The 17489-nt window shown below is 71.1% G+C and carries 16 protein-coding genes and 1 pseudogene; 9 read left to right on the forward strand and 8 right to left on the reverse strand.

The genetic code is table 11. From position 1 onward, the window contains the following. Window positions 1–72 precede the first annotated feature (72 nt). A pseudogene (locus LJ657_RS03280) lies at window positions 73–326 on the forward strand (Txe/YoeB family addiction module toxin); the annotation flags it as partial. Here the strand turns inward: LJ657_RS03280 and LJ657_RS03285 are convergent. Both LJ657_RS03285 and LJ657_RS03290 read right to left on the reverse strand, forming a co-directional pair. Further along, window positions 323–1000 carry a class I SAM-dependent methyltransferase gene (locus LJ657_RS03285; RefSeq protein ID WP_232646642.1) on the reverse strand — a complete coding sequence of 226 codons (678 nt, stop codon included), beginning with the start codon at window positions 998–1000 and terminating at the stop codon, window positions 323–325. The pseudogene LJ657_RS03280 and the gene LJ657_RS03285 sit on opposite strands and share 4 nt — an antisense overlap. 166 nt (window positions 1001–1166) lie before the next feature. Further along, window positions 1167–2900 carry an MFS transporter gene (locus tag LJ657_RS03290; protein WP_232646643.1) on the reverse strand — a complete coding sequence of 578 codons (1734 nt, stop codon included), beginning with the start codon at window positions 2898–2900 and terminating at the stop codon, window positions 1167–1169. A 215-nt stretch (window positions 2901–3115) separates the two neighbouring features. Here LJ657_RS03290 and LJ657_RS03295 point away from each other — a divergent pair, with 215 nt between their 5' ends. From LJ657_RS03295 to LJ657_RS03310, 4 genes are all read left to right on the forward strand, one after another. Beyond that, a complete protein-coding gene (locus LJ657_RS03295) occupies window positions 3116–4330 on the forward strand; it encodes a lipid-transfer protein (protein ID WP_232646644.1) in 1215 nt (404 codons plus the stop codon). Window positions 4331–4394: 64 nt separating this feature from the next. Beyond that, window positions 4395–5873 (forward strand): MFS transporter, encoded by a 1479-nt coding sequence (locus tag LJ657_RS03300; RefSeq protein WP_372487793.1) that lies wholly within the window; start codon window positions 4395–4397, stop codon window positions 5871–5873. A gap of 51 nt (window positions 5874–5924) precedes the next feature. Continuing rightward, entirely contained in the window at window positions 5925–6467 is a 543-nt protein-coding gene (locus LJ657_RS03305; protein ID WP_232646646.1) for a SigE family RNA polymerase sigma factor, read from the forward strand. Then, complete coding sequence (locus LJ657_RS03310) at window positions 6467–7288, forward strand: hypothetical protein (protein WP_232646647.1); 822 nt, start codon at window positions 6467–6469, stop codon at window positions 7286–7288. The genes LJ657_RS03305 and LJ657_RS03310 overlap by 1 nt, the downstream gene beginning before the upstream one ends. Window positions 7289–7315: 27 nt before the next feature. On the opposite strand, the gene LJ657_RS03315 is transcribed toward LJ657_RS03310, so the two are convergent. Then, window positions 7316–7948, reverse strand: a complete 633-nt coding sequence (locus tag LJ657_RS03315) for a response regulator transcription factor (RefSeq protein WP_232646799.1) — start codon at window positions 7946–7948, stop codon at window positions 7316–7318. 261 nt (window positions 7949–8209) lie between these two features. Between LJ657_RS03315 and LJ657_RS03320 the strand changes: the two genes are divergently transcribed. Further along, window positions 8210–9772, forward strand: a complete 1563-nt coding sequence (locus LJ657_RS03320) for an alpha-L-arabinofuranosidase B (RefSeq protein WP_232646648.1) — start codon at window positions 8210–8212, stop codon at window positions 9770–9772. On the opposite strand, the gene LJ657_RS03325 is transcribed toward LJ657_RS03320, so the two are convergent. The 3 genes from LJ657_RS03325 to LJ657_RS03335 are packed head-to-tail and all read right to left on the reverse strand — an operon-like array spanning window position 9750 to window position 12683. Next, window positions 9750–11027: a sensor histidine kinase gene (locus LJ657_RS03325; protein ID WP_232646649.1), complete on the reverse strand. Its 1278-nt coding sequence runs from the start codon at window positions 11025–11027 to the stop codon at window positions 9750–9752. The two genes, LJ657_RS03320 and LJ657_RS03325, sit on opposite strands and share 23 nt — an antisense overlap. Before the next feature lie 16 nt (window positions 11028–11043). Further along, a complete protein-coding gene (locus LJ657_RS03330; RefSeq protein ID WP_232646650.1) occupies window positions 11044–11760 on the reverse strand; it encodes an ABC transporter permease in 717 nt (238 codons plus the stop codon). Then, on the reverse strand, window positions 11760–12683 hold the full coding sequence (locus tag LJ657_RS03335) for an ABC transporter ATP-binding protein (protein ID WP_232646651.1): 924 nt from the start codon (window positions 12681–12683) through the stop codon (window positions 11760–11762). Before LJ657_RS03335 ends, LJ657_RS03330 begins: the two co-directional genes overlap by 1 nt. Window positions 12684–12940: 257 nt before the next feature. Between LJ657_RS03335 and chsH3 the strand changes: the two genes are divergently transcribed. Genes chsH3 through LJ657_RS03350 form a run of 3 tightly spaced genes read left to right on the forward strand, consistent with a single transcriptional unit; the run spans window position 12941 to window position 15875 of the window. Beyond that, a complete protein-coding gene (gene chsH3, locus LJ657_RS03340; protein ID WP_232646652.1) occupies window positions 12941–13798 on the forward strand; it encodes an enoyl-CoA hydratase ChsH3 in 858 nt (285 codons plus the stop codon). A 29-nt stretch (window positions 13799–13827) separates the two neighbouring features. Beyond that, complete coding sequence (locus LJ657_RS03345; protein WP_232646653.1) at window positions 13828–14913, forward strand: Zn-dependent alcohol dehydrogenase; 1086 nt, start codon at window positions 13828–13830, stop codon at window positions 14911–14913. A gap of 17 nt (window positions 14914–14930) precedes the next feature. Then, a complete protein-coding gene (locus tag LJ657_RS03350; RefSeq protein WP_269786048.1) occupies window positions 14931–15875 on the forward strand; it encodes a 3-oxoacyl-ACP reductase in 945 nt (314 codons plus the stop codon). A 67-nt stretch (window positions 15876–15942) separates the two neighbouring features. On the opposite strand, the gene LJ657_RS03355 is transcribed toward LJ657_RS03350, so the two are convergent. Both LJ657_RS03355 and LJ657_RS03360 read right to left on the reverse strand, forming a co-directional pair. Then, window positions 15943–16098: a hypothetical protein gene (locus LJ657_RS03355; protein WP_232646655.1), complete on the reverse strand. Its 156-nt coding sequence runs from the start codon at window positions 16096–16098 to the stop codon at window positions 15943–15945. A gap of 96 nt (window positions 16099–16194) precedes the next feature. Further along, complete coding sequence (locus tag LJ657_RS03360) at window positions 16195–17373, reverse strand: hypothetical protein (RefSeq protein ID WP_232646656.1); 1179 nt, start codon at window positions 17371–17373, stop codon at window positions 16195–16197. Between the last annotated feature and the right edge of the window lie 116 nt (window positions 17374–17489).

The following is a 17489-nucleotide window of genomic DNA, read 5'->3' on the forward strand; positions in this document are numbered from 1 at the left end:
GGCTGCCACCCTACGGGGCGTCCGTCCGATCCGCAGGGCTCCCGAGTTCGTCGACCTTGCCGGAGGCGAGGCGTGAGGGGTGTTTCCTTCGACCCGGACGCGTGGGAGGACTTCCTGCACCGGCTTGCCGCCGACCGCAGAACGGCCCGGAGGATCACGCGGTTGATCGCGAGATCCAGCGCACCCCGTTCGAAGGGATCGGCAAGCCGGAGCCGCTGAAAGGCGAGTTGTCCGGCTGCTGGTCTCGGCGGATCGACGACGAACACCGTCTCGTGTACCGGGCGGGCGACAAGGAAGTGAAGATCCTCGAAGCCCGCTACCACTACAGCTGGGACCGGGGCCGGCGGGGGCGCATCCCGGCACCCGTTCGCCGCAGTACGCGCAACGAACCGGCCACCGAGATCTCCGTGAACGCGCCGGACTCCAGGGCCCGCAGGTAGACGCGGTACGGGGCCTGCCCGGTGAACTCGTCCTTCGGGTCCGGGAAGACGTCGTGGATGAGGAGCAGGCCGCCTTCGGCCACATGGGGGGCCCAGCCCTCGTAGTCGGCGCCGGCGTGCTCGTCGGTGTGGCCGCCGTCGATGAAGACCAGGCCGAGGGGCGAGTTCCAGAAGGCGGCGATCTGCGGCGAGCGGCCGACCAGCGCCACCACGTGCTCCTCCAGCCCCGCGCGGTGCAGGGTGCGGCGGAACGTCGGCAGCGTGTCCATCAGGCCGATCTCCGGGTCGACCGTCTCCGGGTCGTGGTACTCCCAGCCCGGCTGCTGCTCCTCGCTGCCGCGGTGGTGGTCGAGGGTCAGCGCGGTGACACCGGTCTCGCGGGCCGCGTCGGCGAGGAGGATCGCGGAACGGCCACAGTAAGTGCCGACCTCCAGCAGAGGCAGTCCGAGGCCGCCCGCCTCGACTGCGGCCGCGTAGAGCGCCAGCCCCTCGTCGACGGGCATGAACCCCTTGGCGGCCTCGAACGCAGCCAGGATTTCCGGCTTGGGTGCCGCGGCCATGGGGTTCCTCCCGGTCGTAGGTATGTCTGCGGCCCCCATGCTGCCGCACCCCCGGCCGACGGATTCGACAGGGGGTGCGGCACGGCTTCCAGCCTTCAGGGGCCCGGGGAACTGCGCGACCAGCCACAACGGCGAGTGAACCGCAGAACAACAGACCAGCCGAGTTCTATGCGCTCACGGTCTCGCCGGGCAACGACAGATCCAGGTCCACCGCAGCCTCCCCGGGGTGCGTAGCCGACGAGGCAAGCGGCCCATGCCCCACAGCCCGTGCGGCCAGCACATACGCCCCCTCGGCCGGCACGGCCAGCACATAACTCCCGTCCTCGTCGGAGACCGCCGCCCCGGCCTGGCGGCCACGCCGGTCGATGAGGGTGACCTTCGCACGGGCCACCGGAACACCGTCGGCACCGAACACCCGGCCACGGAAACCGCGCAGCACCTCCTCCGCCCGCTCCACGACGGCGTCGTCCTCCTCGCTGCTCGCACGCAGCTGCGGCGCGCGGTTCGGCTTCGGCAGGAACAGGGCCATCAGCAGACCGACGGCGACGGCTGCCGTGGCGATCAGGAAGGAGACGCGGAAGCCGTGCATGGTCGGTATCTCGACGCCGCCGACGTTGTTCGCGGTGTTCGCCAGGACCATGCCGATGACGGCGCTCGACACGGACGTACCGATGGAACGCATCAGCGTGTTGAGGCCGTTCGCCGCCCCCGTCTCGGAGGCCGGGACCGCGCCCACGATCAGCGCGGGGAGGGACGAGTACGCGAGACCGATGCCCGCGCCGAGCACCACCGCGATGACCAGGCTCTGCCACGCCGCGCTCATCAGGCCGAGACCGGCGCCGTAGCCGATGGCGATGATCAGCATGCCGAGGATCAGGGTGACCTTGGGGCCGTACTTCGCGGACAGACGGGCGTAGACCGGCGCCGTGAACATCATCGTCAGGCCCAGCGGAGCCACCAGCAGGCCCGCGACGACCATCGACTGGCCGAGGCCGTAACCGGTCGCCTTCGGGAGCTGGAGCAGCTGGGGAAGGACGAGCGAGACGACGTAGAAGGAGACACCGACCATGATCGAGGCGAGGTTGGTGAAGAGGACGGCCGGGCGGGCCGTGGTGCGCAGGTCCACCAGCGGGGCCTTCACGCGCAGCTCCATCACGCCCCACAGGACGAGGATGACGGCGGACGCGGCGAACAGGCCGAGTGTGGTGCCGGAGGTCCAGCCCCAGTCGCTGCCCTTGGTGATCGGCAGCAGGAAGAGGACGAGACCGGCGGAGAGGCCGAGTGCGCCCAGGACGTCGAAGGAGCCCTCGGCGCGCATCGGGGACTCCGGTACGACGAGGAGGGTGAGGAGGATCGAGAGGGCGCCGAGGCCCGCGGCGCCGTAGAAGAGGGCGTGCCAGTCGGCGTGCTGGGCGATCAGGGCCGCGAGCGGCAGGGCGAGGCCGCCGCCGACGCCTATGGAGGAGCTCATCAGGGCCATCGCCGAGCCGAGCTTCTCGCGGGGCAGCATGTCGCGCATCAGGCCGATGCCGAGCGGGATGGCGCCCATCGCGAAGCCCTGGAGCGTACGGCCGGCGATCATCGTGAGCAGTTGGCTGGTGAGGGCGCTGACCAGGGCGCCGACCACCATCACGGCGAGGCTCAGGATCAGCATGCGCCGCTTGCCGTAGAGGTCGCCGAGGCGGCCCATGATCGGCGTGGCCACGGCACCCGAGAGCAGTGTCGAGGTCAGGACCCAGGTGGCGTTGCTGGGTGCGGTGCCGAGCAGCTGCGGCAGGTCCTTGATGACCGGGACGAGCAGGGTCTGCATCACCGCGACGACGATGCCCGCGAAGGCGAGCACCGGGACCACGGCCCCGCTCGCCCGCCGGGCGGGCTGTTCGGTCGTTGTGTGCGTCATTGAGTGAGGCCTCCAGGCCGTACGAGACGAAGAGCTGTGCGAGATAAGTGGTGGGTAAACCTCGTATGCACAGGCAACTATTCCGTTGCTTCGGGTCTCTAATGAATTCTTGACCCGGCCATGGGGATCTGATCATCCGTCAGGTCTGGCAGGTTGGTGGAACATGTTCTAGTCTCGCGCGCCATGAAGGCATACAGCACAAGGCATACCGCGCCATGAAGGCTTACGTCGTCGGGGTCGGGATGACCCGTTTCGAGAAGCCCGAGAGCCGTGACTGGCAGTACTGGGACATGGTGCGGGAGGCCGGTGGTGCCGCCCTGGCCGACGCGGGGATCTCCTACGGCGAGGTGGAACAGGTTCCCGTCGGCTACTGCTTCCAGCCCTCGACGGCCGGGCAGCGCGCCGCGTATGAGCTCGGTCTCACCGGCGTGCCCGTCTACAACGTCAACAACAACTGCGCGACCGGCTCGACCGCACTGATGCTGGCCCGGCAGCTGGTGGAGGGCGGGGCCGCCGACTGCGTACTGGCGCTGGGCTTCGAGAAGATGAAGAGGGGGGCGCTGGGGGGTGGGGCCGACAGTGGGGCCCGCGGCGGAGCCGCCGATGATTGGGGCTCCACGTCCCCTGTTGCGCGGCACTACGGCGTCATGGCCGCCCGTCACGGCTTCGAGATGACCCCGCCCACCGCCCAGATCTTCGGCGACGCGGCCCGTGAGCACATGGAGCGGTACGGCACGACCGAGGCGCAGCTCGCGGCCGTCGCCGCCAAGAACCACCGGCACTCGGCGCACAACCCCCACGCGCAGTTCCGGGACGTGTACGAGGTCGACGACATCCTCGCCGCGCGTACGGTCCACCGGCCGCTGACCAAGCTGCAGTGCTCGCCGACCTCGGACGGCGCAGCGGCCGCGGTGGTGGTCTCGGAACGGTTCGTGGAGCGGCGGGAGCTGGGCGGCAAGGCGGTCGAGATCGTGGCGCAGGCGATGACGACCGACACGGAGGAGTCCTTCGCGTCCGGGTCGTGCATCGACGTCGTGGGGCAGCCGATGTCGCGGGAGGCGGCCCGGCAGGTGTACGAGCGGTCCGGGCTCGGGATCGGTGACGTGGACGTCGTGGAACTGCACGACTGCTTCTCCGTCAACGAGCTGCTGACGTACGAGGCGCTCGGGATGTGCGGGGAGGGGGAGTCCGGGAAGCTCGTCGAGTCGGGGGCGACGACGTACGGGGGACGGTGGGTGGTGAACCCGTCCGGTGGGCTGATCTCCAAGGGGCATCCGTTGGGGGCGACCGGGATCGCCCAAGTGGCCGAGCTGGTGTGGCAGTTGAGGGGAGAGGCGGGCGAGCGTCAGGTGCCGGGCGCGCAGGTCGGGCTCGCGCACAACATCGGGCTGGGAGGGGCGGCGGTGGTGACGCTCGTACGGGCGGTGTAGGTCCTGAGGAGGAGGACCCCCTGCGGCGAAATCCCGATGCAAGGGGCGTAGCCCGGTTGAGAGCATGACAGGCATGCTGGAAGCCGCTGACGTCACCCGGAGTTCGACCCGCCGTAGCGCCCCTCCCACCTGGCTGGTCGTGGCGCTCGCCTGCGCCGGGCAGTTCCTGGTGGTCCTCGATGTGTCGGTCGTCAACGTGGCGCTGCCGTCGATGCGGGCCGACCTGGGGCTCAGCCCGCAGGGGCTGCAGTGGGTGGTGAACGCGTACGCGATCGCCTTCGCCGGGTTCATGCTGCTCGGCGGGCGGGCCGGGGACCTGTACGGGCGCAAGCGGATGTTCCTGGTGGGGCTCGCCCTGTTCACGGCGGCCTCGCTGGGCGGCGGACTCGCCCAGGAGGGCGATCAGCTGCTGGTCGCGCGGGCCGTGCAGGGGCTGGGGGCAGCGGTGCTCGCGCCATCGACCCTGACCATCCTCACGTCTGCCGTCCCGGAGGGGGCGGCCCGCGCGCGGGCGATCGCGACCTGGACCGCGGTGGGTGCCGGTGGGGGAGCCGCGGGTGGGCTGGTCGGCGGGGCGCTCGTGGACGGGCTGTCGTGGCGGTGGGTACTGCTGATCAACGTGCCGATCGGGGCGCTGGTGCTGGCCGGCTCGATGCGGTGGCTGGTGGAGAGCCGCAACGGCGACGGGCGGCGGCTCGATCTGCCGGGTGCGCTGCTGGTGACGGCGGGGCTCGGGACGCTGGCGTACGGGATCTCGCAGACGGAGGCGGAGGGGTGGACGGCGGCGGCCACGGTCGTGCCGCTGACCGCCGGGCTTGCGCTGATCGCGCTGTTCCTCGCCGTGGAGGCGCGTACGACGGCGCCGTTGATGCCGCTCGGGCTGTTCCGGGTGCGGGCCGTGTCGTCGGCGAACGCGGCGATGTTCGTGAACGGGTCCGCGATGTTCTGCATGTGGTTCTTCATGACGTTGTACGCGCAGAACGTGCTCGGCTACACACCCTTCGAGGCCGGGCTGGCGTTGGTGCCGAGCTCCCTGGCGGTGCTGCTCGGGTCCAAGTCGGCGCCCCGTTTCCTGCCGGTGTTCGGGGCGCGGAACGTGGCCGTGCTCGGGACGGTCCTGGCGGCGGTGGGCTTCGGCTGGCAGTCGATGATGACGCCCGAGGGCAACTATCTGACGGAGATCATGTTCCCGGGGATCCTGATGATGCTGGGGGCGGGTCTCACGGCGACCCCGCTCGCCGCGCTGGCGACCTCGGGGGCGGCTCCGGGGGAGGCCGGACTGGTGTCGGGGCTGGTCAACACCTCGCGCACGATGGGTGGTTCGCTGGGGCTCGCGGTGATGTCGACGATCGCCGCGACGCGGACGGCGGGCAGCGGTGCTCCGGGGGCGCTCACGGAGGGGTACGCGCTGGTGTTCCGGACGGGCACCGGGGTGCTGCTCGCGGGGGCGGTGCTGATGCTGGTGTGGCTGCCACGCGGACTCTCCGCGAAGTCCGCGAAGTCCGCGAAGTCCGCGCGGTCGGCGAAGTCGTCGGGGAACTGAGGCAACGATCCGGGGTGCCCATGGACTCCTTTAGACATCTAGGAGGTGCCCATGGGGGATCGCAAGGAAGCTCGGGACAAGGAGTTCCAGAGCTTTGTCACCGGCCGCTGGCCGCGACTGCTGCGCACGGCATTTCTCCTCACGGGGGAACAGCACGCCGCGGAGGACCTGGTCCAGTCGACGCTGGAGCAGGTCTACGTGGCCTGGCGCCGAGTCGGCTCGGCGGACGACCCGGAGGCGTATGTACGGCGCGTGATGATCAACGCGCACGCGCGCAAACACCGCAGAAAACTGAGGGAGTTCCTGGCGCCGAAGGACGACTCGGGACTGGTGCGCGAGGTCGCCGACGCGGGTGACCGCATCGCCCAGGCCGACGACCGGGGTGTCTTGCTGAAGGCGCTCGCCCAACTGCCGGTGCGGCAGCGGGAGGCGGTGGTCCTGCGGTACTGGGAGGACCTCACCGAGTCACAGACAGCGGAGGCGATGGGCTGTTCCGTCGGCGCGGTGAAGAGCAACGCGGCCAAGGGGATCGCGAAACTTCGCGCCATACCGGGACTGGCGGACGTGGTGACGAGTGGGGGAGGGCGTAAGTGATGAGCGCGGACCGGGAGACGAACCACGACATGACGAACACCGACATCACCCTGCTGCTCGCCGAGGCCGCGGACGGGGTCGAGATCGGTATAGCCCCCACCCAGGCGGTGATCCGCGGTGGCCGGCGGCGCAGGGCCCGGCGCTGGGCGGTGGCCACGGCGGCGGCACTGGCGATCGTCGGGACAACGGGGACGGTGGCGCTTGCGGGGCTGCCGGGGGGCGGGGACGGGCATCGGGGGGCGCCGGTGGCCACGCGGCCGACGGCCGCGGCGCCGGGGCTCGACCGGCCGCAGCGGACGATGCTGGCCAGTGGGACCGAGGGCGGCAAGGACTGGGAGGTCTCTGTCGACGTGTGGGCCGCGCCGCGCAATGCGGCGGAAGCGCAGACCCAGTTGGCGGTCATGACCCAGTACGGGGAATTCCCCGGGGACGTCCGCAACGCTTCCGACCTGATCGGAAAGAGCGCCTACTTCGTGTACAGGAGCTACGGGGACAACCGGTCGGTGGTGATGTACAGCACTCTTCCCGAGGGGAGCAGCCAGAAGCACACGGACGTGGAAGCCGGCTCGACCCGGTTGGAACCCGCCTCCGGGGGACCCGTGCGCCTCGTGATCGGCCGGGTCGCCAAGACCGCCCAGGAGGTCACGTGCACCTGGAAGGACGGCACGAGCACCAAACTGCACAGGATTACGTCGCCGAACTCCTACGGCGACAACGTCCTTCCGCAGGGCATCCGCTCCGCCGACGGCTCCCCGGACAACTGGTTCGTGTGCCTGGCGCCGAAGAGCACGGGCTTCAAGTCGGTGTTCGTGACGAAGTAGATGGAGCGAACGAAGCAGGGGTGACGGTCAGAGCCACCCCTGCTGACGAGCCTCCCGCATTGCCTCCATGCGGTTGCGGGTGCCCGTCTTGCCGATGGCGGACGAGAGGTAGTTGCGGACCGTCGACTCGGACAGGTGCAGCTTCGCGGCGATGTCCGCGACCGTCGCACCGTCCACGGACGCCTTGAGGACGTCGCACTCGCGGGCGGTGAGCGGGCTGGGGCCGGCGCTGAGTGCGGCGGCGGCGAGCGCGGGGTCGATCACGGTCTCGCCGGTCAGCACCCGGCGGATCGAGGCGGCCAACTCCTCGACGGGACCGTCCTTCACGAGGAAGCCGGCCGCTCCGGCCTCCATCGCGCGCCGCAGATAGCCGGGCCGCCCGAACGTGGTGAGGATCAGTACCCGGCAGTCCGGGACCTGCTCGCGCAGCTCGGCCGCCGCGTCCAGGCCGCTCATGCCCGGCAGTTCGATGTCGAGCAGGGCCACGTCGGGCCGGTGGGTCAGCGCGGCGTCCACGATCGCGTCGCCCGCCGCGACCTGGGCTACGACCTCCAGGTCCTCCTCCAGACCCAGCAGCAGGGCGAGCGCGCCCCGCATCATTCCCTGGTCCTCGGCGAGCAGGACCCGCACGCTCTTCGACGGCCGGTGATCCCGGGGCATCTCGTTCACGATCCAAGGGTAGGGCGCGGACGGCGCCGGAGTCCGATTAAAGGCTCGTCCAAAGACTTGTCATTGTTCCGTTCCGCGAGTCTTGACGGCCTCCGGGTTCGGCCCAACAATCGCGTCTGCATTGGGAGTTCGCCTTTGCAATTCCTGTGTCTGCACCCCCATCCGCAATTGTTCGGCATTTCGATCGCTGAAACAGTTTCCCCATTTCAGTCGAACGTTGTTCGGTATGCCGGACGTGAAGGAGGCTCCATCTTGTTCTCCGGACTCAGTACCGCGACGTTCTCCAGACTCAGAACCGCGACTCTGGCCGCGCTCTCCGCGCTGGTCACGGTCCTGGCGCTCGCCGTCGGTGTGCCGCAGGCGCAGGCGGCGGGCTCGCTGCCCTGCGACATCTACGCCGCCGCGGGCACCCCCTGCGTCGCCGCGCACAGCCTCGCCAGGGCGCTCTACTCGTCGTACAACGGCTCGCTCTACCAGGTGCAGCGGGCCTCGGACGGTGCCACCGCGAACATCGGGCTGCTGGCCGCCGGGGGGTACGCCAACGCGGCCGCCCAGGACTCCTTCTGTTCCGGCACCACCTGCATCATCACCAAGATCTACGACCAGTCCTCGCGTCACAACGACCTGACGGTCGAGGGAGCCGGCGGGGCCGGCGCGGCCGATGTCGGCGCGCCCGCCGACGCCCTGCCGGTGACCGTCGGCGGGCACCAGGTCTACGGCCTGGAGATCTCGGCCGGGATGGGCTACCGGGACAACGCCACCTCCGGCGTCGCCGTCAACGGGCAGGCCGAGGGGATGTACATGGTGACCTCCGGCACCCATGTGAACGGCAGGTGCTGTTTCGACTACGGCAACGCCGAGACGAACAACAAGGACACCGGCAACGGTCACATGGACGCCATCAACTTCGGCACCGAGTGCTGGTTCTCCCCGTGCTACGGCGGCGGCCCCTGGGTGCAGGCCGACCTGGAGAACGGCCTCTTCCAGTCGGACTCCGGCTACAGCAAGAACACCTCGAACACCGGCACCGGGCCGATGCCCTTCGTGACGGCTTTGCTGAAGAACAACGGTCAGAACCATTTCGCGCTGAAGTACGGCAACGCGCAATCCGGCAGCCTCACCACCACCTATTCCGGCGGTGAACCCACCACCAGCGGCTACTCGCCCATGCACCAGGAGGGCGCGATCGTCCTCGGCACCGGCGGCGACAACAGCAACGGCTCCATCGGGTCCTTCTTCGAAGGCGTCATGACCTCCGGCATCCCGACGGACGCCGCCGACAACTCGGTGCAGGCGAACATCGTCTCCGTCGGCTACGGCGGCTCGACCGGCTCCACCGGCTCGCTGACCCCGGGTTCGGAGATCTCCCTGCGCGCGACGACCTCGTGCTGCACGGGCGACTACATCCGCCACCAGAACAACGCGGCCGTCATCTCCCCGATCACCTCCAGCAGTTCGACGCTCGACAAGAACGACGCCACCTGGATCGTCCGCCGCGGCCTGGCGAGCAGCTCCTGTGTCTCCTTCGAGTCGCGCAACTACCCGGGCGACTTCCTGCGCCACTACGACTTCCAGCTGCTGCGCCAACCCATGGACGGCACCGCGCAGTTCAGATCCGACGCCACCTTCTGCCCCACGGCCGGCAAGAGCGGCACCGGGACCTCGTTCGCCTCGTACAACTACCCGGCCAAGTTCCTCCGCCACTACGACCTCAACGTCTACATAGCGAGCAACGGCGGCTCCAACACCTGGGACAGCGCCACGTCCTGGACCGACGACGTGAGCTGGGTCGTCAGTACGCCCTGGGCGCCGTAGCCGCCGCGGGTTCGGACGCGTCGTCGGCCTCCACGGGGAGCTCGGCGGTGACCGTGAAACCGCCTCGCGGTGACGGGCCGGCCCGCAAGGCGCCGCCGGCCGCCGCGAGGCGCTCCGTCAGTCCCTTGAGCCCGGTACCGCCGATGCCCGGCAAGGACGGGGAGGGGGCCGTGGGGGGCGGGCCCTCCCCGTTGTCGGCGATCGTGAGGCTGACGCGCTCGGACGTGCTCTGCACGGTGATCTCGCAGCGCGTGGCGCCGGCGTGCCGCACGACGTTGGTGACCGCTTCCCGCACCACCCACCCCAGCAGCGCCTCGGTCTGCGGGGCGAGGGGCGCGCCCGAGCGGAGGACCACCGGTTCGACGGCCGCCGCGGACAGGGCCGAGCGGGCCCGGTCCAGTTCGGTGGCGAGGCTGCCCTCGCGGTAGCCGGTCACGGCCTCGCGGATCTCCGTCAGTGCCTGGCGGCCGACGGACTCGATGTCGCCGATCTGGGTGAGCGCGGCGTCCAGGTTCCCCGGGGCCAGCCGCCGGGCCGCCTCCGACTTCACCACGATCACCGACAGGGTGTGCCCGAGCAGATCGTGCAGGTCGCGGGAGAAGCGCAGGCGTTCCTTCTCGACCGCCTGGTGCGCCAGCTTCTCGCGGGCCGCCTGCAGTTCCCGTACCGCCTCGGACAGGGAGAGGATCGCGGCGGTGATCATCGTCGACAGGAAGGTGCCGTAGGCGATGGTCACGGCGTCCGACCCGTCGCGGTACACGGAGACGGCACCGGCGAACGCGGCGAGCAGGATCCCCGTCCGGCCCAGCCACGGCCCGCGCAGGACCGCGCCCGTGGCGAGGCCGAGCAGCGGGAAGAACATCAGCCAGTTGCCCCCGTAGCCGAGGGCCAGAGCGGTGGTCAGCAGGGCCATCAGCAGCAGTGCGACCCGGGTGGACCGCTCCTCGCGCCTGCGCCGGTCGAAGCAGCGGAACGTCACGTAGATGTAGAGGGAGTTGAAGGCCAGCAGGCCGAGGCCACCGAACCACGGGTTGGCGGTCTTGCCCTGGATGACGTTGGAGAACGCTCCCATACCCATCAGCAGCCAGGGCAGCAGCCCGAAGCCGGTCGGCGGCGGGCCCGGGTGCTCGGGCAGCTTCCCGGTCCTGCGTGCGTCCTTCTGCGCGGCCCTGAACGCCGCCACGTCCGCCCTCCACCGGGCCCGCGCCGCCCGCCAGTGGCTCACCTGACAGGCGACCCCTCGTATCCAGAACATGTCTCCGCTCCCCCGTTCAGGCGGTCCGTCCGGACCGCCGGTACGACAGCACAGCGTACGAACCGAAGGCCAGCAGCCAGAGGGTCAGCACCGTGATCGCGCCGAGGGCCGGGGCGCGGCCCTCCGCCGCCGAGGTGCCCAGCTGGGCGAAACGGTAGGTGGGTGTGTACGCCGACAGGGCGCGCAGCCAGTGCGGGAAGAGGGTGACCGGGAACCACAGGCCGCCGAGGACCGCGAGGCCCAGGTTGCACGCCATGTTCGTCACGCCGGTGGTCTGACCGGTCAGCCGGTAGCCGTTGCCCAGGCCCAGCAGGGTGAAGGGCAGCGAGCCCAGCCACAGCAGCCCCGCGACCGCCGCCCACTGCCAGGCAGCCAGCCGTACGCCGTTGACCAGGCCGCCCGCGGCGAGCACCGCGAGGATGGCCGGCAGCACCGTCACCGAGCCGGTCAGCGTCCGGCCGACGACGACCTGGCGCGGGGTCATCGGGGTCACGCGCAACTGCCGCAGCCAGCCGATCGCCCGGTCCTCGGCGACCCCGCCTCCTGTGTTGAGGGCGCAGCCGACGGCGCCGTATCCCGCCATGCCGACCATCGCGCCGGTCTTCCAACTCCCGTCGTCCGCGCCGAGGTTGGTGAACAGCAGATACATCAGCACCGGCATCGCGATCCCGCCGATCACAAAACCCGCGTCGCGCAGGGTCCGGCGCACTTCGAGCCGCAGATAGTCCAGCATCACGCCGCCTCCGTCACACGCGCGGTCAGGGCCAGGAACGCGTCGTCGAGCGAGGCGGGCGCGACCTCCAGGCCGCGTATCGCGCCCAGTTCCGCCAGTGCGACCACCGTCGCGTCCGGGTCGTCGGTGCGCAACCGTGCCCGCTCGCCGCGCACCTCCACCGACCGCACACCGGGCAGCCGCTCCAGGCCCTCCGTACCCCGCCCCGCGAGGTCGATGGCGACCAGGCTGCCGCCCACCGACCGCTTGAGCTGCTCGCCGGTGCCGTCCGCGACGATCCGGCCCCGGTCGATGACGAGGATGCGGTCGGCATGGGCGTCCGCCTCCTCCAGATGGTGGGTGGAGAACAGCACGGTGCGGCCGAGACGGGCGTACGAGCGCATCGACGCCCAGAAGGCGTGCCGCGCCTCCACGTCCAGGGCGGCGGTCGGCTCGTCCAGCACGATCACCGAGGGGTTCCCGGCGAGCGCCACGGCGAACCGCACGCGCTGCGTCTGGCCGCCGGACAGCCGGTCCACCCGGCGCTCCGCCAGTTCGGTGATCCCGGCCAGCCGCAGGGCACGCGCGACGGGCATCGGATCGGGGTAGCGGCGGGCCACGAAGGACACCAGTTCCCGCACGGTGACCCGGGGCACCGCGCGTCCCTCCTGCAGCATGGCGCCGACCCGCCCGGCGCGCACCGCCTGCTCCGGGGGCGCGCCGAACAGCCGCACCGTGCCCTCGTCGGGCTCGTTCAGGCCGAGCAGCAGCGAGATCGTCGTCGACTTGCCGGCGCCGTTGCGGCCGAGCAGCGCCACGGTTTCGCCCGGCTGGATCCGCAGGTCCACGCCTTGCAGCGCGCGCACGCCGCCGAAGGTCTTGACCGCCCCCGTGAAGGACACGGCGGGGAGCGCCCCGGCCGTCGTCCCAGTCGTTTTCGTCATGACTACGAAGCTACGGAGACGGAGTGCCCGCCCGGCAGATGCGCTTGTACGGACTCCGGCAGGACAAATGTCACGGCCCGGGTCCGAACCATATCTGACATGCCGTCAGAAGCCTTCACAAGTGCCGGGCGCTGGGCTATACAGAGGGCGCCGGACTGGAACGCGTTCTAGATCGGCACTCGTGACGACCTCGGTCGCGGCCGACGGTGCGGACGGCCGCGCCGAGGTCTTGAACCATCCGAGCCACCAGGAGCCGTATGCCCATCGACGCAGCGAAGGCCCTCGCCGCCGAACCCCGTTCCGGCGAGATCACCTGGGACCGCAAGGACGTCCAGCTCTACCACCTGGGCATCGGGGCAGGCATCCCGGCGACCGATCCCGACGAGCTGCGCTACACCCTGGAGTCCCGGCTGCACGTCCTGCCGAGCTTCGCCACCGTCGCGGGCAACGGCTCGCCCGGAGTGATCAGCGGCCTGTCCATGCCCGGCGTCGACGTCGACCTGGCCTGCGTCCTGCACGGCGGCCAGTCCCTCACCCTGCACCGCCCGATCCCCGTCGAGGGTACGGCGACCGCCACCGGCCGTATCGCCGCCGTGCACGACAAGGGCAAGGCGGCCGTCCTCGTCATGCGCACCGAGGTGGCCGACGCCGACGGCCCGCTGTGGACCAACGACGCCCAGATCTTCGTCCGCGGAGAGGGCGGCTGGGGCGGCGACCGAGGCCCCTCCGTCCGACTGGACCCGCCCACCGGCGACCCCGACCGCACCGTCGAGCGCCCGATCCGCGAGGACCAGGCCCTGCTCTACCGCCTCTCCGGCGACTGGAACCCGCTGCACGCCGATCCCGACTTCGCCAAGACCGCCGGGTTCGAGCGGCCCATCCTGCACGGGCTGTGCACCTACGGCATGACGCTCAAGGCGGTCGTCGACACGCTCCTCGGCGGGGACGTGACCCGGGTGCGGTCGTACGCCACCCGGTTCGCGGGCGTCGTGTTCCCGGGGGAGACCCTGCGCATCCGGATGTGGCGGGCGCCGGAGTCCGTCAGGGTCGCCGTGAGCGCCGTCGAGCGGGACGACGCGCCCGTCCTCGCCGACACGTTCGTCGAACACTCTTGATCCAGCAGGCAGTTGAGGGGAGCCGCACCATGCGCGCAGCCGTACTGCACGAGATCGGCCAGGACAAACTGGAGGTCTTCGAGGACGTCGAGGCGACGGGCTTCGGGCCCGGCAAGGTGAGGATCCGGGTGCGGGCCACCGGGCTGTGCCACTCGGACCTGTCCGCGATGAGCGGGGTGCTGCCGCAGCCGGCGCCGTTCGTGCCCGGGCACGAGGGCGCGGGCGAGATCGTCGAGGTCGGCGAAGGTGTCAGCCACCTGAAGGCGGGCGACCGGGTCGTGGTCTGCTGGCTGCCCGCCTGCGGCGCCTGTCCGGCCTGCAAGCGCGGGCAGACCGAGCTGTGCCTGGCCGGCTTCATGAACGCGGGCACCCCCAACTTCCGCCGCCCCGGCGGCACCCCTTCCGATGTATTCGGCTTCGCGGGCACCGGCACCTTCGCCGAGGAGGTCGTCGTGGATGCGGGCTGCGCGGTGCCGATCCCGGACGACGTGCCCTTCGACATCGCCGCGCTGATCGGCTGCGGGGTCACTACCGGCCTGGGCGCCGCGCTCAACACGGCTGACGTGGAGGCCGGATCGTCGGTCGCGGTCATCGGCTGCGGCGGCGTCGGCATCTCCGCGATCCAGGGGGCGCGGCTCAAGGGGGCCGCCGAGATCGTCGCCGTCGACCCGGTCGCCTCGCGCCGCGAGTCCGCCCTCAGGTTCGGCGCCACGAAGGCGGTCTCGCCGGACGAGCTGGCCGACGCCAAGCAGAACGTCACCGGCGGCGAGGGCTTCGACTACGTCTTCGAGGTCGTCGGCAGGTCGGCCACCGCACGGACCGCGTACGAGAACACGCGGCGCGGCGGCACGCTCGTCGTCGTCGGCGCGGGCGCCCTGGACGACTTCCTGCAGCTCAACATGTTCGAGCTGTTCTTCGACGAGAAGCGGATCCTGCCGTCGATGTACGGCGGCGGCGACGTCCTGCGCTCCTACGAGCGGACCATCGCCCTGTGGCGGGCGGGCCGCGTCGAGCTGGAGGGCCTGATCACGCACCGGGTGCCGTTGTCCGACATCAACGAGGCGCTGGACCAGATGCGGACGGGCACGGCGCTGCGTACGTGCATCGAGATCTGACGGGGGTGCCTGTGTCGCTGCCACAGCAAGGGCCGCTGGAAGGGCTGTCCGCCGTCGTGACCGGAGCCGGTCGCGGCCTGGGCCGGGCCGAGGCGCTCGAACTCGCCCGGCTCGGCGCCGCCGTCGTCGTCAACGACTTCGGTCAGCCGGGCCGGGACGGCTCGGGGAAGGCCTCGGCGGGCCCCGCCGAAGAGGTCGCCGCCGAGATCCGCGCGGCGGGCGGCAAGGCGCTCGCCCACACCGGGGACGTCGCCGACTTCCAACAGGCCCGAGGGCTCGTGGAGTTGGCGATCGGCGAGTTCGGCCGGCTGGACATCCTGGTCAACAACGCGGGCATCCTGCGCGACCGCATGGTCTTCTCCATGACCGAGGGCGAGTGGGACGCGGTGATCCGGGTCCACCTCAAGGGCCACTTCAACACCACCCACTTCGCGGCCGCACACTGGCGCGAGCGCTCCAAGGCGGTGGGCGGTCCGGTCTACGGGCGGATCGTGAACACCTCGTCGGAGGCGTTCCTGGCGGGCTCGGCCGGGCAGCCCAACTACGCGGCCGCGAAGGGCGGCATCGTCGGCCTGACCACCTCCACGGCCCTCGCCCTCGCCAAGTACGGCGTGACGGCCAACGCGATCTGCCCGCGCGCCCGCACCCGGATGACCGAGAACGTCTTCGCCGGCTTCGAGCTGCCGGCCGACGGCCTCGACCCGCTCGCCCCCGAGCATGTCGCCCCGCTCGTCGGCTATCTGTCCTCGCCGGCCGCGGCCCGCGTCAACGGCCAGCTGCTCGTCGTGCACGGCGGCATGGTGGCCGTCGTCGAACGGCCGCGGGTGCAGGCCAGGTTCGACAGCAAACAGGACACCTTCACCTACGACGAGCTGGACGCCGTACTGTCTGCGCACTACGCGGACAGGCCGCCGGGGGAGACCTTCGGGGCGGCAGAAGTACTGGGTCTCAAGCGGGCGTAGAACGGGCGTAGAGATACGGAAGGGGCTCGCACACCGGCCGGTGTGCGAGCCCCTTCCCTGCGTGCCCTCAGGCAGCCGCTTCGCTGTCCTCGGCCGGCTTGCGGTGCCGGCCGCGAGGGGCCGTGTCACCGTCCTGGGCCGAACCCGAACCCCGGTGCCGGCCGTGACCGGCGTCTTCCCGGGCCTCGGCGGACAGCGGCTGCATGGTGCTTGTGTCGCTCATCGGAAGGATTCACCCCGTCAACATGATCTTTCAAACAGCCGGGCGAGTTTAACCGGCCACCCTCCGTGCGAATCCAGACGGGCACGCCCATCGGCACTACTTCGTTACAAGACGTCCCAAGGGCGCTTGCTGCAAGGGCACGGGACGCGGCGCGACGGGCTCCGGAGGATCCGGCCGTGCCGGCTCACCCCGCACCGGATCCTCCGGGCCCGCGCCCCCCGATCCCCCTGCATCCCCCGATTCCCCCGTCTCCCCCGAGGGCGCCGCCACCCGCGCCACGCCGCACGGCACCTCGGCCGTGGCGTACGGCAGTTGGAGCACCCCGTCCCTGGTCCAGATCCCCGCGCCCGCCAACCACCCGTACGGCGCGGCGAGATGATGCACCTGCCGCCGGTCCGGCCGCCACAGGCCCACCCAGCTGCCGACGGGCCCGTCGATGCGCAGCGCCACGGAGCAGCTCTCCGGCAGCAGCACCTGCCCCGGCTGGATGGCGAAGGGCGTGACGGCGCATTCGGGGAGCCGCAGGCACTCCGGGAAGCGCACCGGCAGCGTGCTGCCCAGCACGCCCCAGCCCAGCCGCTCCTCACCCGGCGAGGGCGCGTCGGAGCGGATCAGCAGCAGCCCGCTGTCCGGGTCGGCGAGCAGCAGCCGGTCGTCGCTGCCCTCGGCGATCTGCAGCAGCGGCGAGACCTCACCGGCCCGCTCCAGGTCGACCACGACCGCCTTGGTCCGGCCGCCGGTCTCCCGGTCGAGGGCCAGCATCCGGCCCGTGCGGTCCAGCCACACCCCGCCCGAGCAGCGCCCCGGGATCTCCGCCACGTGCTCCGGCCCGAAGGCGCCGCCCGCCACCAGCCACACCGTGCTGGAGCGCCGGCCCACGGCCAGGGCGTACGCCTTCTCGCCGCCGGGCGCGGGCGGCAGCAGCCGCAGCCCGGCGCCCTCGTCCGCGCAGTCGACCGCGCCGATCAGCAGCTCGCCCGTGTCCGGTCCGGTCGGATACAGCAGCGAGAAGACGTGCCGTCCCTCCGACCGCCGGTGGATGAGGACCCGCCCGTCGCCCATCGGCTGCACCTCGGTGCCGGGCTCCTCGGGCTGGTTGCCGGGCAGCGGCACGGCGTACGGCTCGGGGCCGTCCAGCGTCCAGCGCTCCGGGAACCAGGAGTCGCCGTCCAGCGCGAGCCGGGCGGCGTAGGCACCGTCCACGGTGATGGTGCAGCCCGTCTGCGGGGCACCGTCCTCGGCTGCAGCCTCGGGCTCGATCGCACAGGCCGTCATGGTCTGGTCACCTCCGGCGACGAAGCTAGTTTTCGCACGCACACACGTGGGACCGCGAGGCTCCTGCTTCACACATAAGGGTGGCGGGGGAACGATTCGCCTGAGGAAACGGGGGC

The sequence above is a fragment of the Streptomyces guryensis genome (assembly GCF_021261325.1).
GTDB lineage: Bacteria > Actinomycetota > Actinomycetes > Streptomycetales > Streptomycetaceae > Streptomyces > Streptomyces guryensis.

Coding starts and splice junctions, on each gene's coding strand:
- LJ657_RS03285 (WP_232646642.1), bottom strand. CDS start 1,000: ATGGCCGCGGCACCCAAGCCGGAAATCCTGGCTGCGTTCGAGGCCGCC.
- LJ657_RS03290 (WP_232646643.1), bottom strand. CDS start 2,900: ATGACGCACACAACGACCGAACAGCCCGCCCGGCGGGCGAGCGGGGCC.
- LJ657_RS03295 (WP_232646644.1), top strand. CDS start 3,116: ATGAAGGCTTACGTCGTCGGGGTCGGGATGACCCGTTTCGAGAAGCCC.
- LJ657_RS03300 (WP_372487793.1), top strand. CDS start 4,395: ATGACAGGCATGCTGGAAGCCGCTGACGTCACCCGGAGTTCGACCCGC.
- LJ657_RS03305 (WP_232646646.1), top strand. CDS start 5,925: ATGGGGGATCGCAAGGAAGCTCGGGACAAGGAGTTCCAGAGCTTTGTC.
- LJ657_RS03310 (WP_232646647.1), top strand. CDS start 6,467: ATGAGCGCGGACCGGGAGACGAACCACGACATGACGAACACCGACATC.
- LJ657_RS03315 (WP_232646799.1), bottom strand. CDS start 7,948: ATGCCCCGGGATCACCGGCCGTCGAAGAGCGTGCGGGTCCTGCTCGCC.
- LJ657_RS03325 (WP_232646649.1), bottom strand. CDS start 11,027: ATGTTCTGGATACGAGGGGTCGCCTGTCAGGTGAGCCACTGGCGGGCG.
- LJ657_RS03330 (WP_232646650.1), bottom strand. CDS start 11,760: ATGCTGGACTATCTGCGGCTCGAAGTGCGCCGGACCCTGCGCGACGCG.
- LJ657_RS03335 (WP_232646651.1), bottom strand. CDS start 12,683: ATGACGAAAACGACTGGGACGACGGCCGGGGCGCTCCCCGCCGTGTCC.
- chsH3 (WP_232646652.1), top strand. CDS start 12,941: ATGCCCATCGACGCAGCGAAGGCCCTCGCCGCCGAACCCCGTTCCGGC.
- LJ657_RS03345 (WP_232646653.1), top strand. CDS start 13,828: ATGCGCGCAGCCGTACTGCACGAGATCGGCCAGGACAAACTGGAGGTC.
- LJ657_RS03355 (WP_232646655.1), bottom strand. CDS start 16,098: ATGAGCGACACAAGCACCATGCAGCCGCTGTCCGCCGAGGCCCGGGAA.
- LJ657_RS03360 (WP_232646656.1), bottom strand. CDS start 17,373: ATGACGGCCTGTGCGATCGAGCCCGAGGCTGCAGCCGAGGACGGTGCC.